Origin of the sequence: Flavimaribacter sediminis (assembly GCF_019492055.1) — a bacterium.
GTDB lineage: Bacteria > Pseudomonadota > Alphaproteobacteria > Rhizobiales > Rhizobiaceae > Flavimaribacter > Flavimaribacter sediminis.
This window is the reverse complement of record NZ_JAICBX010000005.1, coordinates 343,012-365,559: the sequence shown is the minus strand read 5'-3', so window position 1 is coordinate 365,559 and position 22,548 is coordinate 343,012. Positions and strand designations below refer to the sequence as shown.

Genomic DNA, 22,548 nt, shown 5'->3' with positions numbered 1-22,548 from the left:
GGAAGTCCTTCAATGCCTGACCTGTTGCTGGAACTGCGTTCCGAAGAAATCCCCGCCCGCATGCAGAAGAAAGCCGCGGGCGATCTGAGACAATTGGTGACGGATGCCCTGGTTGACGCCGGCCTGACCTATGAGGGTGCGCGCGAATACTGGACGCCGCGCCGGCTGACGCTTGACCTGCGCGGCCTGACAGCCCGCTCATCCGATGTGCGCGAAGAACGCAAGGGACCGCGCACCGACGCTCCCGAAAAGGCGATCGCCGGCTTTCTGAGAGGCGCCGGGCTTGCATCCGTCGAAGAAGCGACGGTCCGCTCCGACCCCAAGAAGGGGGATTTCTATGTCGCCGTCATCGAAAAACCGGGCAGGGCGGCCGAAGAGGTCATCGCGGAGGCGATGCCGGGCATCATCCGCAATTTTCCATGGCCGAAATCCATGCGCTGGGGAGAGGCGTCGGCGAAACCCGGAGCGCTGCGCTGGGTCAGGCCGCTGCAGTCTATCCTGTGCACCTTCGGTCCAGAGACGGAAGAGCCGGAAGTAATTGCTTTCGAGGTCGACGGCATCATCGCGGGCAATGTCACCTACGGACACCGGTTCCACGCGCCGGAGGCGATCAGCGTTCGCCGCTTTGGCGACTACGTAGAGAAGCTGGAAAAAGCAAAGGTTGTGCTCGACGCGGAACGGCGCAAGGAGATCATCCGCACAGACGCTCGCAATCTTGCTTTCGCGCAAGGGCTGGAACTGGTCGAGGACGAGGGATTGCTTGACGAGGTGTCCGGTCTTGTCGAATGGCCAGTGGTGCTGATGGGCGAATTCGAGGAGGCCTACCTTGCAATTCCCGCTGAAGTGATCCGCCTGACCATCAAGGAAAATCAGAAGTGCTTCGTGTTGCGGCCGCAGGGCGAGGCAGATGCCCTTGCGAACCGGTTCATCCTCACAGCGAACATCGAGGCGAGCGACGGCGGCGCGGTCATCGCCCATGGCAACGGCAAGGTGGTGCGGGCGCGATTGTCCGATGCCTTGCATTTCTGGAAAACCGATCAGGCCAATCTTCCCGACCTCGAGACCCTGCGCAGTTCTGCGCAAAGGCTTGATCTCGATCTTGCAAAGCCGCTGGACCAGCGCATGGCGAAGCTAGACGCGCTGAAGGTGACATTCCACGCAAAGCTCGGAACGCAGGGAGCGCGCGTTGAGCGGATACGGCGGACGGCGGGTGAATTGCTGTCGCTGCTGGGCTCCGCACAGATGGATTTCGACGCCATCGCCGGTGAGGTCGACAGGGCGGCGCTGCTCGCCAAGGCGGATCTCACAACCGAAGTGGTCGGTGAGTTTCCCGAGTTGCAGGGTCTGATGGGGCGCAAATATGCCCTCCTGCAAAGCGAAGATGATGCTGTCGCAGCCGCGATCGAAGAGCATTACAAGCCACAGGGTCCGTCCGACGATGCGCCGACAGCGCCTGTTTCCATCGTCGTGGCGTTGGCCGACAAGCTCGACATGCTCGTATCCTTCTGGTCGATCGACGAAAAGCCGACAGGATCAAAGGACCCCTATGCACTGCGTCGCGCGGCCCTCGGCGTTGTCCGGCTGACGCTCGAGAACGACCTGCGCCTGCCGCTGAAAAAGGCCGGGGTCGACGCGGACCTGCTTGCCTTCTTCCATGACCGGCTGAAGGTCTATCTGCGCGACAAGGGCGCGCGCCACGATCTGATAGACGCCGTTATCTCGCCCGAGGCCGACGATCTCCTGATGATCGTCAAGCGGGTCGAGGCGCTGGGCGCTCTGCTCGACACCGAAGACGGCGCAAATCTGCTGACGGGCGCCAGGCGAGCGGCCAATATCCTGGCGGCCGAAGAGAAAAAGAAAACGCGAATCTCGGACACGGTCGACGCAGCGTTGTTGAGCGAAGAGGCGGAGAAAGTCCTGCTTGATGCAATCGTTCTTGCCGAGAACAACGCCGCAGACGCCGTCGCACGCGAGGATTTCACGGCGGCGATGACTGCTCTTGGCGCGTTGCGTGGGCCGGTTGACCGCTTCTTCGACGACGTGCTTGTCAATGCGGAAGACGAGGCTGTGCGAGCGAACCGCCTTGCCTTGCTGAATCGAATCCGAACATCGACGCAAACGGTCGCGGATTTTTCCCGCATCAGCGGGTGACAGCGATGCGCAGGTTGACGGTCGCATCAGTCTGCCTGATTTTCGCGTGTTTCCCGGCGCAGGCGTTCGAAACCCGCGATGGCGATTTCGTCGCGAACAAAGCCTGTGAAGCCTGGCAATCCAAAAACAAGCGCACCAATCCCGGAAACGTCGTGACGGAACCCGGCCGGGCATACGAGGTGAAGGGCGTCAACGCCCCCGGCGGCGATTACTTCCAGATCGTGCTGCCAGATGCGCCAGGCGCCACGGATCGCTGGGTACGCGCCGATTGCGGAACCTTTGTCGACAAAGGAAAACCGCAAAAGGCCGCGTCTCGCGACGCGCCGTCAGAGCATGGCGAAGCAGGCGGCGACTTTGTGCTTGCGCTGAACTGGCAACCCTCCTTCTGTCAGGTTCGGCCGGCAAAGTCGGAATGCAAAAAGCTAAATCGCGGCCTGCTGCCCGAGACGGAAACGCAATTGTCGATCCACGGCCTGTGGCCGCAACCGATCCATGAGGAATATTGCGGCGTCTCGCGAAGACTTGTCGAGCATGACAGGGCCGGGCGCTGGTGGCTGCTGCCCGAACTCGACCTCGATGGCGAAACGCGAAAAGCCCTTGATTTCACGATGCCTGGCACGGCGAGTTATCTCGATCGGCACGAATGGTATAAACACGGCACCTGTCATCCGGGCGATGTAGACGCCAACGGATACTACAAAGACACGCTTCGGCTGCATGCGGCGATCAACGACACGCCGATCAGCGGGTTTCTGGCGGACAATATCGGCCGGCGTGTGTCGACCGCCGATATCAGGGACCTGTTCGACGAAGCTTTCGGAAAAGGGGCGGGCGCGCGGGTGCGGTTTCGGTGCACGGACCACAATGGCCGCATTCTGCTGAATGAGGTCCTGATCAGTCTTCGCGGCGTGCTGGACGACAGCGTGCCTGTACAAAATTTACTGCTGGCTGCAGATCCGGTGGCGATCGGCTGCAGGGAAGGCGTTATTGATCCTGCGGGACTACAGTAGTTCCGGGGCGCAGATCGAGAATCTCGGGGCCGGAGTTGGATGGTCCGTCCACATTATCGTGCTCGGCATTTTCCATGTTGACGGAAGAGGTTCGGGAGCCTTCATCCACGGCCTCGCCTGAAGAGGGGCCGACTTCCTCGACGCCGAAATCTCCGCCGCCGCTGAATGTCACTGCAGATCCCTCATTTTCCTGCGTGTTCTGGACGACAACCGGTGGCTCGTTGTCATCGAGGTCGCGGAAAGTGCGCACGGGGCTTCCGCCCATCATATTGTCGACCTGGACTGCCTTCCGGTCGCCATCGACGCTGGTTTCAGTCACTTGCACGGCCGGTTGGCTGCCGTCCTTGTCCTCTTCGTCGGACGTACAGCTCTTGCAGTGAAATTCCAGGATTGCGCCTGCCTGAATTTCGGGCGACTTGATTTCGATTATTGATTTCTGGGCCATCGCCGCGGCCGGCGCGAGCAGCATTGGGATCAGGATAGGCGCAAGACGTCTCATGTCACACTCCGGTTTTCGGACATGATGACACGGAAGAGTTTTCATCCCGTGTGCAAGCATGGTTAACAGCCGGATGCGTCTAGCCGTTTCGACCGATCGCCCGCCAGCCAATGTCCCTGCGGCAGAAGCCGTCTTCCCATTCGATCGCATCCACGGCTTCATAGGCCTTGCGCTGCGCCTGGCCGACGGTGCGACCGAGCGCCGTTACGCCGAGCACCCTGCCGCCATTGGCGACGATCTCGCCGTCCCGCATCGCCGTGCCTGCGTGGAAGATCTCGACGTCCTGAGCCGCGCCGGCCTTGTCCAGATTGCGGATCACGGATCCCTTGGCGTAGGAGCCGGGATAACCCTTTGACGCCATGACGACGCAGAGCGCGGCGTCATCGCGCCAGCGGGCGCTGGTCGTCCAGAGCATTCCGTCGGTCGCGGCCTTCAGGAGTAGCAGCAGATCGTCCTTCAGTCGCATCATCAACGCCTGGCATTCCGGGTCGCCGAAACGGACATTGTACTCGATCAGGCGCGGTCCTTCGGACGTGATCATAAGGCCGGCGTAGAGAACGCCGGTGAACGGCGCGCCCATCTCGGCCATGCCTTTCAGCGTCGGGCGAATGATCTCGTCCATGGTGCGCTTGATCATCGCGTCGGTCATCACAGGCGCCGGAGAATAGGCGCCCATCCCGCCGGTGTTGGGGCCCGTGTCGCCTTCGCCCACCGCTTTATGGTCTTGCGCCGTGGTCAGCGGCAGAGCGTTTTCGCCATCGCAGAGACAGAAGAAGCTTGCTTCTTCGCCTTCCAGAAATTCTTCAACCAGAACCTCTGCGCCCGCCTCGCCGAACGCGCCCTCGAAGCAATCCTCGACTGCGGCGCAGGCTTCCTCGACCGTACGGGCGACCGTTACGCCCTTGCCGGCGGCGAGCCCGTCCGCCTTGACGACGATCGGCGCGCCTGCGGCTCGAATATAGGCCTTGGCTTTAGGCGCATTGTTGAACCGCATATAAGCGCCGGTCGGAATTTTGTATCGGTCGCAGAGATCCTTGGTGAAGCCTTTCGACCCTTCCAGACGCGCAGCGGCGGCCGTTGGTCCAAACACCGGAATGCCGGCTTTTGTCAGATCGTCGGCGATGCCTGCGACCAGCGGCGCTTCAGGGCCAACAACCACAAGGCTGATCTCGTTGTCTCTGCAGAAGTCGACGACCGCCGCGTGATCGTCGATGTCGAGTTCGACGCATAGGGCGTTGCGGGTGATGCCGGGATTGCCCGGCGCGCAATAGAGTGTCTGAAGGATCGGGGACGCGGCCAGTTTCCAGGCGAGCGCATGTTCCCGTCCGCCCGATCCGATCAGCAATACGTTCATGCGTCTTCCCCGTGCCAGCGCAGAGTTTGTGTTCACCTAAGCAGCGGCTCGCAACCGGTCAAGTGCGAGTGGCCGGATGGCGGCGATGCGGGCGGGCTTATCCACGCCCTCTTGACGAAGCGGCTGCGAGGCTGCAACGAGAAGCGATGACGCATTCGGACGAGCATACGGGGCGCGTGGCGGACGCCACATCGGGAAGCTGGGTCTATTCCGCCCTTCCGGCGGGCTTGCGCCCTTACGCCCAGCTTGCCCGCTGGGACAGGCCCATCGGTTGGCAATTGCTGTTATGGCCGTGCTGGTGGTCGGTCATGCTTGCCGCCAATGCGCCGGGGCAGCCCGTGGAGCGGTGGCGCATCATCTATTATCTGGCGCTGTTTGCAATCGGTGCGATTGCGATGCGCGGCGCCGGATGCACCTATAACGATCTGGTCGACCACGAAATCGATGCTCGCGTGGCGCGCACCCGGTCGCGTCCGCTGCCGTCGGGCCGGGTCAGCCGCATGCAGGCCAAGATTTTCATGGCGCTGCAGTCACTCGTCGGGCTCGGCGTACTGCTTCAGTTCAACGGCTTTGCAATCGTACTCGGGATCTGCTCGCTCGCTATTGTGGCTATCTATCCTTTCGCCAAGCGTTTCACCGACTGGCCGCAATTGTTCCTGGGCCTGGCGTTTTCCTGGGGCGCGTTGATGGGCTGGGCTGCGATGTTCGGCGGTCTCTCCGCCGCGCCGCTGCTTCTCTACGCGGGAGCCATTCTGTGGACGATTGGCTACGATACGATCTACGCCCATCAGGACAAGGAAGATGACGCGCTGGTTGGCGTACGATCGACCGCCCGCTTTTTTGCAGAGCGGACAAAACCCTGGCTTGCAGGGATTTACACCGCTTCGGTGGCGCTGATGGCGCTTTCGGCCTATGCGGCGGGTGCGGGATGGCCCGCTTATGTCGGGCTCATCCTGGCCGCACTACTGCTGGCGCGCCAGATCGTTGTGCTCCACATTGGAGATCCCGACCAGTGTTTGGCCCTTTTCAAGGCCAATCACATCGTCGGGTGGATCATTTTTCTGGGGCTTGTCGCAGGCGCAGTCGAGAACTGGCTCTAATTCCGTGCGATCATCTCGACCCCGCCGATCACCAGACGGACGCCCGTTGGCTTGCGTCCGCGGCGCATGCGGATGCCGGGCTTGCGCGACTTGAGAACTGTCTTACTCCGGCGTGGCGCTACCGTCTCCTTGCTGACCGGCGTCAGAGGCTGGTCGAGCCTTGACGCGCTTCCGTCCGCCTCGATCATCAGCATCGGCAGATTGTACAGGCTCGTCCAGGAGCGCCAGTCGGCTGCGATGTCGCAGAGATCATGCGCGACAAGAAGCGGCACACAGAGGTCGGCGTCCTTGTGGTGCAGCTCCAGCGTAACGGTAATCTGTCCGTCGCCGTGATCGATCGCGCGGGCGGCGACGCCTTCAAAGGCGCGCGCAGGCAGCGCAATTGAAAGCGGCAGTCCGCTCTGCGGCAGCACCTTGCGAAGCACCGCGCCACGATTACTGAGCGTAAAGGTGACGTCCGCGGCGTCGTGACGTGATGCATAGCTCACCTGTTGCGGTAGATTTGACGGATCCAGCCGAAGCAGATCACCCGCCCAGGCGGGTTTGCGCAGCGTGTTCTTCATGTTGTAGCCTCTGTCACTTCTGAGAGCCGGTCGCCCGGCGCGGGACTTCTGTCCTCTTGTGACGGCTACACTAACGCAAACGGTTACCGCTCGCCTTAACGTTTAGGGTTAAGAAAAGACTGAGTTTTGAGATGGTTATCAAAACGGAACCGCGGTTGTGAAGGTTTGAGGAAAATTGGTCGGCGGGCGGTAACGGCGCCGCGATTTTGTTGCCGCGGCGCCGCCTGATATTACGACAGCGGTACGAATGCGTATCCGTCCCCGTCCTTTTCGATCTTGCCGGCGTTTGGCAGGCCGAAATGATATCCTGCGACGGTGGCTCCGTCAGCGACGGCCCGTTCGAACATCGCCCGGCGGTTTTTTTCCGCAAGTTCGGGGTCCATGTCGAAGACGGCGTGCCAGCCCGGATTGGCGACAAAAAGCGCCGGTATATTGGAAATATCGCCCATGACGATGAGTTCGTCAGAGCCTGAGCCGACAAGATAGGCCGTGTGCCCTGGCGTATGACCGTAGGCCGGCAGCATGCTGATTCCCGGCGCAACTTCCTTCTCGCCGTCCACTCGGGTGACATTGTCCCACTTGGCCAAAGTCGCCTGGAGGCGCTGGACGAGCGGTTTGGCGGAATCGGGCATTTTTTCCAGCGTCGCAGGGTCGCTCCAGAAAGCGTATTCGGTTTCGGGAACGATGATTTCCACGTCAGGGAAGGTCTGCGCGTTGGTTCCTTTATCCATGAGTCCGAAGACGTGGTCGGGATGGAAATGCGAAACAAGAATCTTGTTCACGCTGGCTGGATCGATGCCGGCGGCCTTCATATTGTCCGTCATCGCGCCGGCCTTCGGGCTGAGTTGCCCTCCGGTGCCGGCGTCAATCAGAATGACGTCGTCGCCGGAGCGGATCACCGTCTGGGTGAATTCGATCGGAATGAAATCCGCTGAATGGCCGCCTTTTTCCAGCGCCGCTCTGGCGTCGTCGACCGTGGCGTTGCGGATGAAGCCGTCATCGTGGCTCTTCTCCCAGATCCCGTCATAGATGGCGGTTACGTCGATGTCGCCGATGGCGTAGCTGTGATAGCCCTTCTCGCGGATCTCATCTGCAATGGCGCTTGGAATAAAAGACAGCGAGCCGGACAGTCCGAGCGCTGCCGCGCCGCCCGAAAGATAGAGCACTTCCCGTCTGGTAGCGTTGCGCATAATTACACCTCCTGATGAATGTTGACGCATCAGGCTTCAAACTAGCGTCATGGTCCGACGGGTCCATTGGCGCCCGTTCATTTGCGTTCACAATGCCGAGATCAGCCTTGCGACGGAAAGGCTTGGCGCTATCCAGGCCTGGACAAGTCGCGATGTCACCGCAACAGGGCGTCGATATGGATCGGGAAAGATTTTATCCTCGCGCCGGTGGCGTGCCAGACCGCATTTGCGATCGCGCCGACTGTGCCTGTAATGCCGATCTCGCCCACGCCCTTAATCCCCAATGGATTCACGTATGGATCTTCCTCATCGATGATGAGCGCCTCGACCGATGGAACGTCGGCATTGACCGGCACATGGTAGCCGGCGAGGTCTGCATTCATCGGACGGCCCGTGCGCGTGTCGTGCAGACCTTCCTCATGAAGCGCAAACCCGACGCCCCAGATCATTCCGCCGGTTAACTGGCTCTTCGCCAGTTTAGGGTTGATGATGCGTCCTGCCGCAAACGCGCCGACAAGACGGCTAACGCGGATCTGGTAAAGGTCGGGATCGATGGTCACTTCGGCGAAAACCGCGCCGTGCGAGAACATGGCTCGCGCCTCAGCATTCGCCGGGTCGCGGCCGCCGGAGCCGGCGCCTTCGATCTCGTCAAGACCTGCGCGGGCAAGAATATCCTCGTAGCGCTCGCTTCGGGTTTCGTCGTCTGCGCGGAAAAGACGGCCGTTGCGGGCCGCCACGCCGACATTGCCTGCGCCGAAGAGCGGGGAGGCGGGGTCGTTCGTTGCGAGACCGGCCAGCTTCGCAATTACATCGCTTCCGGCCGCATACAGCGCGCCGCCAGCCGAGGCGGTATGCCCGGATCCGCCGGCAATCCCGCCATCGGGCAGATCCGAAGTGCCTGAGCGGAACTCGATCCTGTCGGCGGGCAGCCCTACGCCGTCGGCGGCGATCTGGGCAAGCGCAGTCCAGGCGCCCTGGCCCATGTCCGCGCCTGCTGTCTCGACCAACGCGGTTCCGTCGCGACGCAGAACAGCGCGCGCCTGCGCCGGGAACATGGGATTGGGAAACAGGCAGGAGCCCATGCCCCAACCGACGAGGCGCCCCACATCGTCGCGCATCTGGCCCGGGGCTCGCGGTCGCGACGCCCAGCTGAACTGTTTGGCCGCCGCCGCGTAGCACTCTCGCAAGGCCTTCGACGAAAACGGCTTGCCGCTGGCTGGATCGGTCTCGGCGTAGTTCCGTAAGCGGAATTCCAACGGGTCAAGCCCGGCGGCCTCGGCTGCGATATCCATCGCGATTTCGAGCGCAGCAGATCCCGATGCTTCGCCCGGAGCTCGCATTGGACCGGGCGTACCGATATCGGCGCGCACGGCCTTGTGGCGGGTCACTATCGCCGGGCTGGCATAGAGATTGTGTGAGGCGTTGGCGGCGGGTTCGATGAATTCGTCAAAGCTGCTCGTAACGCCTGTCGAATGGTGTTCAAGGGCAGTGAGGCGTCCATCTGCGTCCGTTCCAAGTTTCAGCGTCTGGCGGGTCGCGCCGCGATGCAGCACCGGCCCGAACATCTGGTCGCGACGAAGCGCCAGCTTGACTGGACGCTTCAGCATGCGCGCCGCCAGAATCGCGAGAAGTTGTGGACCGATGGGAACGGCCTTGGAGCCGAAACCACCGCCGAGATACGGACTGCGCAACGTCACGTTTTCCGGCGGCAGGCCGAAATATCCGGCAAACATGCCGCGCGCCATGACGATTGCCTGGTTTGGTGTGTCCAGGGTCAGCCGGTCGCCATTCCACTCCGCGACGATGGCGTGGGTCTCCATCGCGTTGTGATACTGGATAGGGGTCTCGATGCTGGTCTCTGTGCTGTATTCGGCCGATGCGTGTCCAGCATCAATGTCGCCCTTTGTAAATGACGGCGCAGAGCCGATCCCGATAGCCGGCGGATCGTAGGGCGCATCGCCGTCGAAACCGATCCGGACCGGCTGCTCTTCGTAGGTCGGCGAAAGCAGCCTTGCGCCCTCGGTGGCCGCTTCCAGCGTTTCTGCGACGACAAGCGCGATTGGCTGACCGGCGTAACGCACCGAATCGTTCTGCAGGACTTCGATACGCCATGAAAAGGCGTGCGGTTTGGCGTCCGGATCGATCTCCAGCGACGGGCAGTTTTGCGGCGTGAGGACTTTGACCACTCCGGGGTGTGATTTTGCCGCATCCACATCCATATGGCTCACGCGACCGCGGGCGATCCCCGCGGAAGCGAAAACAGCGTGAAGCAAGTCACTGGGTCGGTTATCCGCAGCGTAGGTGGCTGAGCCCGTCACCTTTGCGACGCCGTCGCGACGGGTCATTGGCTGGCCGGCGTTCGATCCGAGACGGACGCGACTGGCGGTCGGGGCGGTAGGCGTATGGGTATCAGGCATGATCGGAAACTCCGGTGTCGGAAGCGAAGACGGAGGCGGGCAGGGCGGGCATGCGCTCGGGCGTACCCTCTGCTGCGCGCTGCAGAGCGCGGATGACAAGGCGTTTTGAGAGCTCGATCTTGAAAGCATTTTCGCCGGAAGGTTCAGCGCCCTGCAGAACGGCTTCGGCGGCTTCGACGAACAGATCGGCGCTCGGCGCGGCGTCGCGCAGTCTTTCCTCGGCGATCACCGATCGCCATGGGCGGGCGGCGACGCCGCCAAGCGCAATCCTGGCTTCAGCGATTACGCCTCCTTCCATACGCAGCATTGCCGCGGCCGAAACGATGGCGAAGGCGTATGACGTCCGTTCCCTCAACTTCAGATAGCGGGCATGGCCAGCAAAGGAGGCCGCGTCCGACGGTAGACGCAGCGCGGTGATCAATTCGCCATGCGCGAGGTCGACGCCGCCAGGCGCCGCTTCGTCGGGAAGTGAATAGAAACGGGAAAGGGGCGCATCACGCGGGCCCTCAGGACCCTCGATCTCGACCACCGCGTCAAGCGCTGTGAGTGGGACGCAGAAATCGGACGGATGGGTGGCGATGCAACTATCGCTCCAGCCAAGCACCGCGTGATTGCGCGTATCGCCGCCGAGAGCGTCACATCCGGTCCCTTGCTGTCGCCGATTGCAGGCGCTGTGCGGGTCGTAAAAATAGGCGCAGCGTGTCTGCTGCATCAGGTTGCCGCCCACGGTCGCCGCGTTTCTAAGCTGCGGCGAAGCGCCGGAAAGCAGAGCCTCGGCGACGGCGGGACACGCAGCCGCAAAGGCCTTGTCTCGGGCAAGATCCGCATTGCGCACCAGTGCTCCGATGCGGATAGTTCCATCATCATGCATCTCTGTTCGGTCGAGGCCCGGCAACCGTGTGATGTCGACGATCCTGTCGGGACGCGCTACGTCCACTTTCATCAGGTCGAGCAGATTGGTGCCGCCGGCGAGATAGGATGCTCCGGGCTGTGATCCGGCGGCGATAGCCTCTTCAAGGGTGGCGGGGCGGATGTAGTCGAAGCTTTTCATGCGCTTACCCTTTCGTCGTCCGCAAGACGCCTCTGTGCGTCGAGCACGGCCTGCGTTATTCCGGGATAGGCGGCGCAGCGGCAGATATTGCCGCTCATGCCCTCACGGATGCGTTCAGGATCGTCGCCAGCGTCGCCCTCGGCGATCAGGCCGACCGCGCTCATGATCTGGCCCGGCGTGCAATAGCCGCACTGGAATCCGTCATTTTCAATAAAGGCGGCCTGCACGGGGTGAAGCTCGCCGTCACGGGCGAGACCTTCGATCGTTGTAATCGTGGCGCCGTCAACGCTCGCGGCGAGCGTCAGACATGCGTTGATCCTGCGGCCGTCGACGAGGACGGTGCAGGCGCCGCACTGTCCGCGGTCACAGCCCTTTTTCGTTCCGGTCAGGCCGATGCGCTCGCGAAGCACGTCGAGCAATGTCGCCCGCGCGTCGTCGAGCAGCGTGTCATGTCGATTTCCGTTTATAGTGAGGCTGATGGAAAGGGGCATGATTTCTCCGATGCTGGGTGCAACCTTGCAGCAGACTACGCGGGCTCTTTCGTTCCCGGTTCATTCCGTGCAATATGGGTTTGCGGGTGGAAGTCCATCGAAAGGAAATATACGGAGGCACCCTCCGTTTATCAAGAGGGGTCTCTCCGATTTTGTCAAATGGACGTTGAAACGCAGAAAACCTCAAGGCGTCCGCGCGCCGATTCAATCCGCAATCGCGAGCGGTTGCTTGAAGCGGCCAGAGAGGTCTTTTCGGCCGGCGGTCCGGGCGCAAGCCTCGAAGCGGTAGCTCGAAAGGCCGGCGTCGGAATCGGCACGCTCTACCGTCATTTTCCGACCCGGGAGGCGATTTTCCAGGCCGTCTATCGTCGCGAGGTGGATGAGATGGTCGAACTGGCCGACAGACTTGCCACGGAGCCGGATCCCGCGGATGCGCTGAAGCGCTGGATGCATGCGAGCGTCAGGATGGTGGCGACCAAGCGCGGCATGCTCGCGGCGCTCTCACCTGTGATGGACGGTTCGACGGAGTTCTTCGCTGATACGTCCAAACGGCTGATGTCTGCTATTTCCGGCCTGCTGGATCGCGGCGTCGCCGCAGGAAGACTGCGCGACGACATCACGGCCGATGAATTGATGCGGGCCTTCCTGGGCATTTGCTACATCCCGGAAAAGCCCGGGTGGCAGGACACAGTTGTCCGGCTGCTCGATGTGTTCGTCGACGGTCTTGCGACGGATCGGGACGTTAGGAAGTCTGGATAGGATTCAAAAGCCGATCAGCGCAAGCACCGCGCCTGTGGCTGCCGCATCGAGAGCCGCGTCGGCCAAGCCGTAGGAGCCGTCGTCGGGCTGTTTCGACTGAGCAGTCCGGGTCTGGTCCGCAGTCTGCTGCGACGCTCCGCCGGATTTCAGGTCAGATGAGATATCCGCCACCATCCGCGCAGTCTGCTCGTCGGCCGTGTAGCCGGCTGCGCGAAACTGTTTCGCGACAGGTTCGCGCGACTCGTCAAGAAGAGAGAAGGCGAATGCGCGCTGCCCTCCAGCTTTCGCGCCCTTGCTTATGAGAAAGCGGACGGTTTCGGTGTTGTTTGTCGCCGCTGCTATGACAAGCGGCGTGTCTTCGGGGCTGCCGACATTGCAGGTGCGATTGCTGTCCTTGGCCATGCGATTGACCTCCGCGCCTTCCTCGACCAGGTAGCGCGACACCGCGAGCGAATTCGCCTTGACCGCATACATCAGCGGCGTGCGCCCTGCGCAATCGGGAACGTCTACTTCGGCGCCCGCAGCAACCAGTTCTCGCACGATCGCGATATTCCCCTTGCCAGCGGCCGTGTGGATCGGCCGTGAATCGAGCTTGTTGTTGGTTCCATTGACGTTCGCGCCGTTCTCGATGCCGGCGCGCACAGCCACGAGGTTTTCGTTCATGATAGCGTAGTTGAGTTCGCCGGTGGAGGTAGTGGCGCTGCAGGCGCCCAGAGGGCCAATTGCAGCGCATAGGAAGAGTATTCTTATTTTCATGCAGGCAGTTACTCGTAAGATCAGGACTTCACGAGACGTAACACGCCGTTAACGATCCATCAACGTTTGGCGGTGGACAGGGTCACGCCTTTGGCTAATGCGGTATCTGAAACCCATGGCGGCGCACCACCATGGCCGATGGCGTGAAGTACTTCATGCCAAGCTGAACGCGAAGCGTCACGACGTTTTTTACCGGAGACGCCGCAATCAGCATGTTGCGACCCTCGCTCAGTCCGGTGGCGATTGGCAAGGCGACGAAATCGTTGGCGAAGCGCCAGTCGTGATCCGGGAGGAGCCCTACCGTCAGACCTCCAGCCGACAGGCAGCCTCTTGAAACAGCCTCCATAACGCCGGTCCGGCCTCCGTAGATAACGCTAAGGCCGAGAGCGCCCGGTGCAGTCCCAATCGCCTCGGCGCCAGCAAGCTGTTTAGCCGTCGCATCCCGTGGTCCAATCACGCCGACAGGTATTTTTCTGGCTGCTCCGGTATTGCCGATGACGCTCAGCGCCTCCCGCGCAGTCACCGCATTGGCGGTGTTGGGCGCCGTTGCGGGCGTCCAGCGCCACATCCATGCGTCCAGCCGACCATACCGGCTGTAATTCGTGTCATTCTCTAAAAAGTATTCCGTCTCGATCATGGCGCTCCGATGTTTGGCGCAAAGTTTTCTTACACTTGATCGTGAAATCAGGACTTGTCCACGAACTGTCCGAGCTTGGCGCAACCCCTTTTTCGCTGAATGGCGGTGGAAGGAAACATCCACGACCGAACGCAGTCACCGTTTCTGACACAAGACACCAAGTTGTGATATGGCAGGTAAAAGCAAAAAATATTATGCTATAGACAAACAAATTTTATCCTATTAAGGAAAAGCCACGATGCAGCCAGAATGGACAACACTGGTAGCCGACCGTCTTGCGGAGCTTTACGAAAGAAAGTTCGGCGGCAAGGACAAGGGACGGTATCGGATTTCGGTCAGACTCGTACGGGAGGCGGCGGGACGCAATCGCCTGTACGAGGACGATGTGAAGATGCTCACCCGCAGCATGCTCGAGAAAGGCTTCGTCCTGATCGACATGGACAGTTTCTTCGTGGTTATGGGCATGAATTCATTTGTCAATTACCGTCGCGCCAATGAGGAACTTCTGAAATGAAGGCCGCAATGAACAAACCGGTCAGGAAATCGCCGGAGATTATCGGATGGCGCGAAAATGTGTCATTGCCGGAGCTTGGACTGCAGAGACTGGCCGCGAAAATCGACACGGGCGCTCGCACCTCTGCGCTTCATGCTGTAAACCAGCGCATTGTCATGCGGGACGACGTCCAGTGTGTCGAATTCACAATCCCGGTTGGCAATCGCCGGTCGACTAACATAGTCTTTGCGCCGCTGGTCGGCGAAAGGGAAATCAAGAACTCCAGCGGCGTGAGTGAGCGTCGCCTGGTTGTTTACACGTCGCTCGTGATGGGGCGTCATCGCTGGCGCATCGAAGTGTCCCTGACAAATCGCGAACGGATGGAATACGACATTATTATCGGCCGCACTGCGATCAGGAAGCGCGGCATTCTGGTGGATCCGGGACGTTCGTTTCTCCTCGATCCTGTGCAGCCAAAGTCAGAATACGGCGAACATGGAGCCTTCCCGATTGAGATCGGGCAATTGAAAGGACGCACCCTATGAAAATTGCAATGATGGCGAGGAACCCAAACCTCTATTCACACATCCGCCTCAAGGAAGCAGCCGAGGAACGTGGGCACGAACTGACGATCATCAACACGCTGCGATGCTACATGAACATCGCCGCGCGAAGGCCGGAAGTTTATTACAATGGTGAGAAACTGCCCCGGTTCGATGCGGTCATACCGCGTATCGGCGCGTCCGTGACCTTTTACGGGCTGGCGGTGCTGCGCCAGTTTGAAATGCAGGGCGTGTTTCCGCTGAACGAGTCGGTCGCAATCGGGCGGTCGCGGGACAAGCTGCGTTCGATGCAATTGCTTGCGCGTGAAGGATTGGGTTTGCCGGTTACGACATTCGCCCACGATCCCAAGCAGACCGAAGAGGTGCTGAAACTCGCCGGCAGCGCGCCGCTTGTCGTCAAACTGCTTGAAGGCACCCAGGGAATTGGCGTCGTTCTCGCAGATACAGACCGGTCCGCCAAGTCGGTTATAGAGGCGTTCCGTGGCGCGGGCGTCAACATCCTCGTTCAGGAGTTCATCAAAGAAGCTGGAGGAACCGATATCAGGGCGCTGGTAGTGGGTGGGCGTGTCATCGCCACCATGCAGCGTAAGGGAGCGGAAGGCGAATTCCGGTCGAACCTGCATCGCGGCGGCAGCGCGCAGGCTATCAAAATCTCGCCGATAGAACGGTCCACGGCCATACGGGCCGCCAAGACGATGGGGCTCAATGTGTGCGGCGTCGATATGTTGCGCGCCAACCATGGACCGGTCGTTATGGAAGTCAATTCATCTCCTGGTCTAGAAGGTGTTGAAAAGGCTACAGGAATCGATGTTGCTGGCAAGATCATAGAAAGCCTTGAGAAAAGCGCAAAACCTGGCAAGACCAAAACCAGGGGAAAAGGCTAATCCCGGCGTGACGGTAAAATCGTTCGAGATCGGCGGCCAGAAAATTGCGCCGGGCTCGCAGCGCACGATTGACCTGAGGATAAGCGTCCTTTCGGACAATACGCCTGTGAGCATGTCCGTGCACGTGGTGCACGGACGGCGACCGGGGCCGACCCTCTTCGTCAGCGCCGCCGTTCATGGCGACGAGGTCATCGGCGTCGAGATCGCCAGGCGCCTTTTGCGATCGCCGCAACTGGCTCAACTCAAAGGCACGCTTCTTGTCGTGCCTGTCGTCAATACGTTCGGTTTTCTCAACCATTCGCGTTATCTGCCGGACCGACGCGATCTCAACCGGTCGTTTCCCGGCAGCGAGAGCGGGTCTCTGGCCGCGCGTCTTGCCCACATTTTCATGACCGAGATCGTTCTTCGATCTGATCTGGGGATCGATCTTCATTCGGCTTCGATACACCGTACGAATATGCCGCAGATTCGTGTCTCCCCGGCGTCTGGCAAGACACTGAAATACGCTGATGCATTCGGCGCGCCGGTCGTCATTGTCTCCAAACTGCGCGACGGATCACTCAGAAAAGTGGCGCAGAAGCATGGCGTTGATATCCTCCTTTTCGAAGCTGGCGAAGCGTTGCGCTTTGACGAGTTATCAGCCAGGGCCGGATTGGCCGGCATCCTGCGCGTTATGAACGCGCTGGACATGATCCCGAGAAAGGGCGTTTCGCGGGCGCGGCACAACCCCTTACACGCTTCGTCGACCGAGTGGCTACGCGCTCCGGCAGGCGGCCTGATGCGCAGTTTCAAGGCGACTGGAGAATTCGTGAAGAAAGGCGATCTCCTGGGCGTAATTTCCGATCCGTTCGGAGTGGCTGAAAGCGAAATCACCAGCGAGGAACAGGGGTTGATTATCGGCCGAACCAATCTGCCGGTCGTGAACGAAGGCGATGCGCTGTTCCACATCGCAGAAACGGTTTCGCCGGACGCCGAATCGAGATTCGAGAAATTCACCGCCGAACTCGAAGGCGATCCGATGTTCGACGAAGACGAGATAATCTGACTTGAGAAAGGGCCCGGACGCGCCAGATTCCGGACCCTTATACGCAACCCGCAATGTGCATTATCGTCGACGCCCTTTCGACTTTTACACACAACACCTGAAGCTAACGTCCGGGGGTTGCATTGTTTCGGCAAACCGCCGCCGGAAGGCTCAACTCGCCGACGCCAGAGCAACGGCGTCGGGGCCGGCAGGATAGCGCAGCCTGCTTGCGGAGTCGTTTGCCGCCAGTAGCACGACCTCGGCCACATCTTGTTCACTGGTCATTTGCGAGGGGCTGGCGTAAGCCTCGAAGACCGGCCCGGCGAAGGCCGCATAGGCTTCAGGGATTAGGTCCGACACCTTTATGCCTGTGTTCTCCGCAAACCGCGTAGTGGGTCCATATCCCGGCTCCACTAGCCTTGCACGTATATTGAATGCGCCAAGCTCGAGAGCAAGTGACCCGGTGAAGCCTTCTATGGCCTGCTTGCTAGCCGTATAGACCGCCGTCAGCGGCATGGGAGCGAGCGTTGCGCTGGAGGTCACATTCACGATCACGCCCGATCGGCGGGCGCGCATCTGCGGAATGACCGCCTGCACCATGGCCATCGCGCCGAAGGTGTTGGTTTCAAATACTCGACGCACCATAGCCATCGAAGTCGCCTCGAAAGCGCCTGCCATCCCGATGCCGGCATTGTTGACCAGCACGTCTATTTGTCCTGCCTTTTCGACTGCTGCTGATATGCTGTCCGGCTCCGCAACATCGAGAGGCAGGATGCGGATACGATCTGATATTGGAAGAACGTCATTGCGAGGGCTGCGCATGGTGGCGATCACGCTCCAGCCCCTGTCATGGAAATGGCGCGCCGTTTCGACCCCATAACCCGATGAGCAGCCGGTAATCAGGACGGTTTTCATGTCGATCTCCCTTGGCTCGAGTTTGACGGTCCGGAGATAATCGGCATTTATTGGACTATCATCTATCAATAGTCCCAATTTTATTTGTAATAGTCCAAAATGTCAGATCCGTTGTCCCAGGTAATCTAGCTTTTGCGCCCGCACGCTGTCTTCTCGAAGGCAATCAGCGGGGCCGGCCGCTGGGCCGTACGCTATTCCGATTTCGGACAGCCAGGTTTTTGCGCCGTGACAGAGGGGCGATGCCGCCTGGCTGTCGACGGTGAGTCGCCAGTTGTGCTGGAAACGGGAGATTTCGTCCTCCTGCCGGCGACACCGGCCTTCACCATGTCCGGTTTCGAACCAGTGACGCCGAAGCGCGTGGATCCGCACCATGCGGCGCCTGGCAAGGAAATTCGCTACGGCCGTCAGGACGGTCCGCCTGATGTCCGCCAGTTCGGCGGATACTTCACATTCCAGTCGCCTGACGCCGCACTGCTCGTATCGCTGCTTCCCCGTATGATACATATCCGCGGTCTACCGAGACTGGCGCAACTGGTGAGCATTGTCGGTGATGAGGCCGCCGCCGACAAAGATGGCCGTGACCTCATCCTGACTCGCCTGATCGAGGTCCTTCTGATCGAAGCCCTGCGATCCGTTCCGCGTGAAGCGGCCTTGCCGGGGTTGCTGCGCGGACTGGCCACACCCCGGATCGCCATTGCATTGCGGTTGATGCACGACGACGCCGGGCAATATTGGACGGTGGGTGGTCTGGCGCGTAAGGCCGGCATGTCCCGGTCGGCTTTCTTCGAAGAGTTTGCCCGCACGGTCGGCGTCAGGCCGATGGAATATCTTCAGATTTGGCGGATGGCCGTTGCGAAGGACCTGCTACGAACAGGTGGGGTAGCTCTGGATGAAGTGGCGAGAAAGATCGGATACGGCTCGGCGAGCACTTTCAGCACTGCCTTCAGCCGTCACACGGGCGTGCCGCCTGGCCGATTCATGCGAACTGCGGGAGAATTGGGCATATAGGCCCGGGGAAGATGGCGACAGAGGTGTAAGTTCGGTCTACGGGCACGCAAAAGGGCCCGGATGTATTCACCCGGACCCGGTCTTTGCAGTGCGACCGCACAGTTCCATTCTGTCATTCTATTCGCCGAACTGGCTGCGCCGCCGGGCAAAACCCGCCATGATATCGCCGCGCGTGAGTCCGATATCATACAGTTGACGGTCGTCCATCGCATTGAGCTTGTCATAGTCGCGGCGACGCCGCCTTGCGGCGCCGACCCGTTCGATCGCGCCGCGCACTGAGTTGTATATAGACATTTTTTTCTCCTTTTTGATTTCTGAATTCCAAGCTGGAATTGTCGTTATTGCCGCGCCAGGGACAGCGGCTGTAATTTTGCTTCTGCTTTGTTCCGATCCACGACGCCTACTCGTTCGCTACGACTTCCGGTCTGGGTCGGAAGCCGGCCGCAGCGCACGCCGAACCGCTGTGACACGCGGTCGAGCGCTTTGCGGCATTGACTCACATAACGCTGCCCCCTGAGCTTGATGTCGATGAGCACAAGGGCGCGTCGCGGCAGGGGATAGAGGCGATCAAAGTCGAGCCCGCAGCCATTCACGATTGCGAATGGAAGGACCTGCATCATCGTGACCATGTTCATGAAAGTGAGCGAGATCAGCGACGTGTGATAGACATGGTTGTTCTTCGCGGCCATGGTTTCGCCGTCGAACGCATAGAGCGGCAAATCCCGCAACTTTTCCAGAAACATCAGATGCGTCAGGAAATAGGCGGCGGCGCTCGAGAGGAAGTGCACCATCGAACGTGGCGTAATCGTCAGGATTGCGCCATGTTCAGAGAGATACGGTTCGTCGGCGTGTTGGTGGCGCATCAGATGGCCTGTGCAGTTGATGAAGACGCTTCCAGGTTCCACGCTTCTTCGCTCGCCGCTGCGAAACACCATTTCAGGGCCGTCGGCGGTGTCCACGACATCGACAAGATACTCGTTGAAGATCTCGTCAACGCCATTGGCGATGTCTCGGCGTTCCTCTTCCGACAATATGCCGAAGAAAAACTGTTGCTGCGCCCCTGCAAGACCAACCGTGTAGTTGCGGCGGAAATGATAGAACGCCTCGTCCTCATTCGTTCCGTCGAACAGCATCGCCTGATCCCGAAAGACCCTGGTCACCATATGTCCGTCCCACCAGCGCCGCGCGCCGCGGGGAAAGAACTTGCCGCGTTCCGCAAAGACGGAGCCAGTGCCGTTGATCAGCTTGAGGGGGCGTTTTGGCAACCGGTCGAGAACTGCAAGACAAGTGTCCATTCCGGTTTTTCCGCCGCCCACGACGTAGATCGGCGCCCGGTCGTCAAGATCTGCGCTCGCGCCAAGCAGTTGCGGCGTGGTCGAAACGATCCGGCTGCTTTCAAACGTTATCGGCTCCGGTTGCGGAACATCATAGCCGTAGGCTTTGATCACCCTGCGGGCCTCGATGATCCGGCGCTCTCCTTCGGAGCCATTGGGATGGACCGTCACCCGCGCGATCGCGCCCTTGCGCGCCGGGATCTCTTCGCATTCAGTCACCGTGTGTCCGAACAGCTGTTCGACGTCCACGCTGTGTCGCAGGGTTTCATAGCAGCTTTGCAGATGCGCTTTGACCTCGTGGGCGGTGGCGAGATATTCCCTGGGCTTCGACCAGTTCCAGTTCATGTTGCCGACGGTGAAGGACGGATGCGGCTGGTGGAGACGGCAGAAGTCATAGACTTGCGTCCACATTCCGCCTGCTTCTTCATTTCGGTCGATCAGAACCACCTTGTCGGTCGGTTGCAGATATTGCGCGGCGGCGAACAAGGCGTTCAGACCGGAGACGCCCGCTCCAATGATGCAGACTTCGCAAGTCTGTACGGCGAGATTCGAATCCTCAAGAGTGTGTGCCATTAGAGGTATCCATTCGTTCGAGTTCGAAATGCGCGTTCTTCCATTCGTGACCGTCTGCGGACGTCCCGACGGCGTGTCGGGGTCTCTGCTGGCGATCTGAAGATCGGCTTTGATGGTGGATAGGCGCTTTGTCCTGCCGGGCCTTGAAAAGCACGGCCGTTGGAATGATCGTGGTAATTAGCCTGTGTCGTCGTCGCTCAAGCGTTGAAACTGAGTGTTATTTCGGCGCGGGTTCCACTCCTGGCTACAGTTTCGCAACGTGATGCGGCGGCAAACCCCGTGGAAATGCACCTTTTGCTGCTCGATTTTCATTTGCAATGACGCCGGCGCACTAGCGATATGCGACGCAGTTCCAGCGCCGCGTTTTTCTTGAGCGGCAGGCGGCTTGCGATCTGGACATCGCCGCGCGTCACGCCGATATCGTCGAGTATCGCATCCTCCAGATCGAGCAGCCTGTTGAATTGCCGTCGATCGGTGAAATGCTTCAAAGCCTGGCGGAAGTCTGCGCCCAATTGGCTGACAATTCGGCTGCCTGGTATATTGATGGCTGACGAGAACATTTTCGGACCCTTTCCGTTACTCTGTCTGGCAAGCAACCCTCAGTTGCCTGATTGGTCGCCAAGCGTGCATTAGGCCTGATGGCGGGAAAGCACGGTGACAAACACCACACTCTCCCGACTTTGCGCGGATTCGTCCCTCCGGATCAGGCTGCGTTTTCGAGGTTGGTCTGCGTATCGTCGATTTCGCAGACAGTCGCCGCCAGTCTGGCTGCAACCTGATAGGGGTCGGCGTTTGCGCCCGGACGACGGTCTTCGAAGTACCCAGCGCCGTGCAACTCCACGCCGAGCGGTATGCGGATCGATGCGCCCCTGTCGGCGCTTCCGACCTTGAAATCACTGATCGAACAGGTTTCGTGCAGACCGGTCAGCCGGTCAGCGAGCCCGTGGCCATAAACGCTGATGTGGTCGTCGTGCCGACCAGACAAACGCTCCGTTGCTTCCCGAATTGCATTGATTCCGCCTTCTGCGCGCGTCTGCAGCGTCGAGAAATTTGTGTGCATTCCGGCGCCGTTCCAGTCGCCCTTGATCGGCTTGTTCTCCAGGGAGGCGATCAGGCCTGCCTTTTCGGCGATCCGGTGAAGGTTGTAACGGGCGATCCACAGGTGGTCGGCTGCATTGAGAAGCGACGGATCGTCCCTGTCGTCACCGCGATAACCGATCTGGAACTCCCATTGTCCGGGCATTACTTCAGCATTCAGGCCGTAGTAGAGCAAGCCTGCCTCATGGCAGTATCGGGCATGCGTTTCGGCAGTGTCGCGGCCGAACGCGCGGTCCGCGCCGATACCGCAATAATAGGGTCCCTGCGGGCCAGGATAGCCTTCTGTGGGAAAGCCCAGCGGCCGGCCGGCCTTCATCAGCGTGTATTCCTGCTCGAAACCGATCCACGGGTCCTGCTCCAAGGCGCCGGCGTTCAGCACCGCGCGGAGGCCAGCGCGCATATTCGTCGTGTGAGGAGAGCCATCCGCATTGAAGACCTCGCACAGCACGAAATAGCTGTCGCCGCCACGGATAGGGTCCTTGACAACACACACAGGCGCCAGGGCGCAATCGGAATCCGATCCATCCGCCTGGCTGGTCGACGATCCATCAAAGCTCCAGTCGGGAAAATCGTGCGGTTCAGGATTTTCCGCATCGCAACGGACCATGCGGGTCTTGGAACGCAGGCTCTGGGTCGGCTGGGTTCCATCCAGCCAGATGTATTCTGCAAAAATCATCA

23 protein-coding genes are annotated in these 22,548 nt (G+C 60.3%); 9 read left to right on the top strand and 14 right to left on the bottom strand.

All coding sequences use genetic code 11. The annotated features are described in order from the left end of the window. Nucleotides 1-12 precede the first annotated feature (12 nt). Together glyS and K1W69_RS23630 are read left to right on the top strand one after the other, a co-directional pair. Nucleotides 13-2,151, top strand: a complete 2,139-nt coding sequence (glyS, locus tag K1W69_RS23635; protein ID WP_220230920.1) for a glycine--tRNA ligase subunit beta — start codon at nucleotides 13-15, stop codon at nucleotides 2,149-2,151. Between the two features lie 5 nt (nucleotides 2,152-2,156). Then, complete coding sequence (locus tag K1W69_RS23630; RefSeq protein ID WP_220230919.1) at nucleotides 2,157-3,161, top strand: ribonuclease T2 family protein; 1,005 nt, start codon at nucleotides 2,157-2,159, stop codon at nucleotides 3,159-3,161. On the opposite strand, the gene K1W69_RS23625 is transcribed toward K1W69_RS23630, so the two are convergent. Beyond that, nucleotides 3,136-3,660, bottom strand: coding sequence for a hypothetical protein (locus K1W69_RS23625; RefSeq protein WP_220230918.1), 525 nt, complete (start codon nucleotides 3,658-3,660; stop codon nucleotides 3,136-3,138). The genes K1W69_RS23630 and K1W69_RS23625 overlap by 26 nt on opposite strands. Nucleotides 3,661-3,739: 79 nt before the next feature. Continuing rightward, nucleotides 3,740-5,014: a phosphoribosylamine--glycine ligase gene (gene purD / locus K1W69_RS23620; protein ID WP_220230917.1), complete on the bottom strand. Its 1,275-nt coding sequence runs from the start codon at nucleotides 5,012-5,014 to the stop codon at nucleotides 3,740-3,742. 146 nt (nucleotides 5,015-5,160) lie between these two features. Between purD and ubiA the strand changes: the two genes are divergently transcribed. Further along, on the top strand, nucleotides 5,161-6,114 hold the full coding sequence (gene ubiA / locus K1W69_RS23615; protein ID WP_220230916.1) for a 4-hydroxybenzoate octaprenyltransferase: 954 nt from the start codon (nucleotides 5,161-5,163) through the stop codon (nucleotides 6,112-6,114). Here the strand turns inward: ubiA and K1W69_RS23610 are convergent. From K1W69_RS23610 to K1W69_RS23590, 5 genes are all read right to left on the bottom strand, one after another. Further along, entirely contained in the window at nucleotides 6,111-6,677 is a 567-nt protein-coding gene (locus tag K1W69_RS23610; protein ID WP_220230915.1) for a DUF6101 family protein, read from the bottom strand. The two genes, ubiA and K1W69_RS23610, sit on opposite strands and share 4 nt — an antisense overlap. 230 nt (nucleotides 6,678-6,907) lie before the next feature. Further along, complete coding sequence (locus tag K1W69_RS23605) at nucleotides 6,908-7,867, bottom strand: MBL fold metallo-hydrolase (protein WP_220230914.1); 960 nt, start codon at nucleotides 7,865-7,867, stop codon at nucleotides 6,908-6,910. A 155-nt stretch (nucleotides 7,868-8,022) separates the two neighbouring features. Continuing rightward, nucleotides 8,023-10,284 (bottom strand): xanthine dehydrogenase family protein molybdopterin-binding subunit, encoded by a 2,262-nt coding sequence (locus tag K1W69_RS23600; protein ID WP_220230913.1) that lies wholly within the window; start codon nucleotides 10,282-10,284, stop codon nucleotides 8,023-8,025. Continuing rightward, on the bottom strand, nucleotides 10,277-11,335 hold the full coding sequence (locus K1W69_RS23595; protein WP_220230912.1) for an FAD binding domain-containing protein: 1,059 nt from the start codon (nucleotides 11,333-11,335) through the stop codon (nucleotides 10,277-10,279). The genes K1W69_RS23600 and K1W69_RS23595 overlap by 8 nt, the downstream gene beginning before the upstream one ends. Continuing rightward, nucleotides 11,332-11,826 (bottom strand): (2Fe-2S)-binding protein, encoded by a 495-nt coding sequence (locus K1W69_RS23590; protein ID WP_220230911.1) that lies wholly within the window; start codon nucleotides 11,824-11,826, stop codon nucleotides 11,332-11,334. Before K1W69_RS23590 ends, K1W69_RS23595 begins: the two co-directional genes overlap by 4 nt. A 159-nt stretch (nucleotides 11,827-11,985) precedes the next feature. Between K1W69_RS23590 and K1W69_RS23585 the strand changes: the two genes are divergently transcribed. Continuing rightward, the gene (locus tag K1W69_RS23585) at nucleotides 11,986-12,585 is read left to right on the top strand and encodes a TetR/AcrR family transcriptional regulator (RefSeq protein ID WP_220230910.1); all 600 of its coding nucleotides are present in this window, start codon (nucleotides 11,986-11,988) and stop codon (nucleotides 12,583-12,585) included. Between the two features lie 3 nt (nucleotides 12,586-12,588). On the opposite strand, the gene K1W69_RS23580 is transcribed toward K1W69_RS23585, so the two are convergent. Beyond that, complete coding sequence (locus K1W69_RS23580; RefSeq protein WP_220230909.1) at nucleotides 12,589-13,341, bottom strand: ankyrin repeat domain-containing protein; 753 nt, start codon at nucleotides 13,339-13,341, stop codon at nucleotides 12,589-12,591. Nucleotides 13,342-13,435: 94 nt separating this feature from the next. After that, nucleotides 13,436-13,978 (bottom strand): SLOG cluster 4 domain-containing protein, encoded by a 543-nt coding sequence (locus tag K1W69_RS23575; protein ID WP_220230908.1) that lies wholly within the window; start codon nucleotides 13,976-13,978, stop codon nucleotides 13,436-13,438. A 238-nt stretch (nucleotides 13,979-14,216) separates the two neighbouring features. Here K1W69_RS23575 and K1W69_RS23570 point away from each other — a divergent pair, with 238 nt between their 5' ends. From K1W69_RS23570 to K1W69_RS23555, 4 genes are read left to right on the top strand one after another with little or no spacing between them, the layout of a single operon-like run. Continuing rightward, complete coding sequence (locus K1W69_RS23570; RefSeq protein WP_220230907.1) at nucleotides 14,217-14,492, top strand: hypothetical protein; 276 nt, start codon at nucleotides 14,217-14,219, stop codon at nucleotides 14,490-14,492. Beyond that, the gene (locus tag K1W69_RS23565) at nucleotides 14,489-15,016 is read left to right on the top strand and encodes an ATP-dependent zinc protease family protein (RefSeq protein ID WP_220230906.1); all 528 of its coding nucleotides are present in this window, start codon (nucleotides 14,489-14,491) and stop codon (nucleotides 15,014-15,016) included. The genes K1W69_RS23570 and K1W69_RS23565 overlap by 4 nt, the downstream gene beginning before the upstream one ends. Then, nucleotides 15,013-15,918, top strand: a complete 906-nt coding sequence (gene rimK, locus K1W69_RS23560; protein ID WP_220230905.1) for a 30S ribosomal protein S6--L-glutamate ligase — start codon at nucleotides 15,013-15,015, stop codon at nucleotides 15,916-15,918. The genes K1W69_RS23565 and rimK overlap by 4 nt, the downstream gene beginning before the upstream one ends. 7 nt (nucleotides 15,919-15,925) lie before the next feature. Continuing rightward, entirely contained in the window at nucleotides 15,926-16,963 is a 1,038-nt protein-coding gene (locus K1W69_RS23555) for a succinylglutamate desuccinylase/aspartoacylase family protein (RefSeq protein ID WP_220230904.1), read from the top strand. A gap of 150 nt (nucleotides 16,964-17,113) precedes the next feature. Here K1W69_RS23555 and K1W69_RS23550 read toward each other — a convergent pair whose 3' ends face one another. After that, complete coding sequence (locus K1W69_RS23550) at nucleotides 17,114-17,857, bottom strand: SDR family oxidoreductase (RefSeq protein WP_220230903.1); 744 nt, start codon at nucleotides 17,855-17,857, stop codon at nucleotides 17,114-17,116. A gap of 132 nt (nucleotides 17,858-17,989) precedes the next feature. On the opposite strand from K1W69_RS23550, the gene K1W69_RS23545 reads away from it, so the two are divergent. Beyond that, nucleotides 17,990-18,865, top strand: coding sequence for an AraC family transcriptional regulator (locus K1W69_RS23545; RefSeq protein ID WP_258571308.1), 876 nt, complete (start codon nucleotides 17,990-17,992; stop codon nucleotides 18,863-18,865). Between the two features lie 117 nt (nucleotides 18,866-18,982). Here K1W69_RS23545 and K1W69_RS23540 read toward each other — a convergent pair whose 3' ends face one another. The 4 genes from K1W69_RS23540 to K1W69_RS23525 form a co-directional block, all read right to left on the bottom strand. After that, nucleotides 18,983-19,159, bottom strand: coding sequence for a YjiS-like domain-containing protein (locus K1W69_RS23540; RefSeq protein ID WP_220230902.1), 177 nt, complete (start codon nucleotides 19,157-19,159; stop codon nucleotides 18,983-18,985). A 44-nt stretch (nucleotides 19,160-19,203) separates the two neighbouring features. Then, nucleotides 19,204-20,772 carry an FAD-dependent oxidoreductase gene (locus K1W69_RS23535; RefSeq protein WP_220230901.1) on the bottom strand — a complete coding sequence of 523 codons (1,569 nt, stop codon included), beginning with the start codon at nucleotides 20,770-20,772 and terminating at the stop codon, nucleotides 19,204-19,206. Between the two features lie 308 nt (nucleotides 20,773-21,080). Next, the gene (locus K1W69_RS23530; protein WP_220230900.1) at nucleotides 21,081-21,332 is read right to left on the bottom strand and encodes a YjiS-like domain-containing protein; all 252 of its coding nucleotides are present in this window, start codon (nucleotides 21,330-21,332) and stop codon (nucleotides 21,081-21,083) included. A 143-nt stretch (nucleotides 21,333-21,475) separates the two neighbouring features. Then, on the bottom strand, nucleotides 21,476-22,546 hold the full coding sequence (locus K1W69_RS23525; RefSeq protein ID WP_220230899.1) for a glutamine synthetase beta-grasp domain-containing protein: 1,071 nt from the start codon (nucleotides 22,544-22,546) through the stop codon (nucleotides 21,476-21,478). Nucleotides 22,547-22,548 lie beyond the last annotated feature (2 nt).

What these genes read in the sequence shown, in the direction of transcription:
- K1W69_RS23530 (WP_220230900.1), bottom strand. Translation starts at nt 21,332, where the DNA reads ATGTTCTCGTCAGCCATCAATATACCAGGCAGCCGAATTGTCAGCCAA.
- ubiA (WP_220230916.1), top strand. Translation starts at nt 5,161, where the DNA reads ATGACGCATTCGGACGAGCATACGGGGCGCGTGGCGGACGCCACATCG.
- K1W69_RS23610 (WP_220230915.1), bottom strand. Translation starts at nt 6,677, where the DNA reads ATGAAGAACACGCTGCGCAAACCCGCCTGGGCGGGTGATCTGCTTCGG.
- K1W69_RS23600 (WP_220230913.1), bottom strand. Translation starts at nt 10,284, where the DNA reads ATGCCTGATACCCATACGCCTACCGCCCCGACCGCCAGTCGCGTCCGT.
- K1W69_RS23595 (WP_220230912.1), bottom strand. Translation starts at nt 11,335, where the DNA reads ATGAAAAGCTTCGACTACATCCGCCCCGCCACCCTTGAAGAGGCTATC.
- K1W69_RS23540 (WP_220230902.1), bottom strand. Translation starts at nt 19,159, where the DNA reads ATGTCTATATACAACTCAGTGCGCGGCGCGATCGAACGGGTCGGCGCC.
- K1W69_RS23580 (WP_220230909.1), bottom strand. Translation starts at nt 13,341, where the DNA reads ATGAAAATAAGAATACTCTTCCTATGCGCTGCAATTGGCCCTCTGGGC.
- K1W69_RS23565 (WP_220230906.1), top strand. Translation starts at nt 14,489, where the DNA reads ATGAAGGCCGCAATGAACAAACCGGTCAGGAAATCGCCGGAGATTATC.
- K1W69_RS23590 (WP_220230911.1), bottom strand. Translation starts at nt 11,826, where the DNA reads ATGCCCCTTTCCATCAGCCTCACTATAAACGGAAATCGACATGACACG.
- K1W69_RS23575 (WP_220230908.1), bottom strand. Translation starts at nt 13,978, where the DNA reads ATGATCGAGACGGAATACTTTTTAGAGAATGACACGAATTACAGCCGG.
- K1W69_RS23585 (WP_220230910.1), top strand. Translation starts at nt 11,986, where the DNA reads ATGGACGTTGAAACGCAGAAAACCTCAAGGCGTCCGCGCGCCGATTCA.
- purD (WP_220230917.1), bottom strand. Translation starts at nt 5,014, where the DNA reads ATGAACGTATTGCTGATCGGATCGGGCGGACGGGAACATGCGCTCGCC.
- K1W69_RS23605 (WP_220230914.1), bottom strand. Translation starts at nt 7,867, where the DNA reads ATGCGCAACGCTACCAGACGGGAAGTGCTCTATCTTTCGGGCGGCGCG.
- K1W69_RS23630 (WP_220230919.1), top strand. Translation starts at nt 2,157, where the DNA reads ATGCGCAGGTTGACGGTCGCATCAGTCTGCCTGATTTTCGCGTGTTTC.
- K1W69_RS23570 (WP_220230907.1), top strand. Translation starts at nt 14,217, where the DNA reads ATGCAGCCAGAATGGACAACACTGGTAGCCGACCGTCTTGCGGAGCTT.
- K1W69_RS23535 (WP_220230901.1), bottom strand. Translation starts at nt 20,772, where the DNA reads ATGGCACACACTCTTGAGGATTCGAATCTCGCCGTACAGACTTGCGAA.
- K1W69_RS23525 (WP_220230899.1), bottom strand. Translation starts at nt 22,546, where the DNA reads ATGATTTTTGCAGAATACATCTGGCTGGATGGAACCCAGCCGACCCAG.
- glyS (WP_220230920.1), top strand. Translation starts at nt 13, where the DNA reads ATGCCTGACCTGTTGCTGGAACTGCGTTCCGAAGAAATCCCCGCCCGC.
- rimK (WP_220230905.1), top strand. Translation starts at nt 15,013, where the DNA reads ATGAAAATTGCAATGATGGCGAGGAACCCAAACCTCTATTCACACATC.
- K1W69_RS23550 (WP_220230903.1), bottom strand. Translation starts at nt 17,857, where the DNA reads ATGAAAACCGTCCTGATTACCGGCTGCTCATCGGGTTATGGGGTCGAA.
- K1W69_RS23625 (WP_220230918.1), bottom strand. Translation starts at nt 3,660, where the DNA reads ATGAGACGTCTTGCGCCTATCCTGATCCCAATGCTGCTCGCGCCGGCC.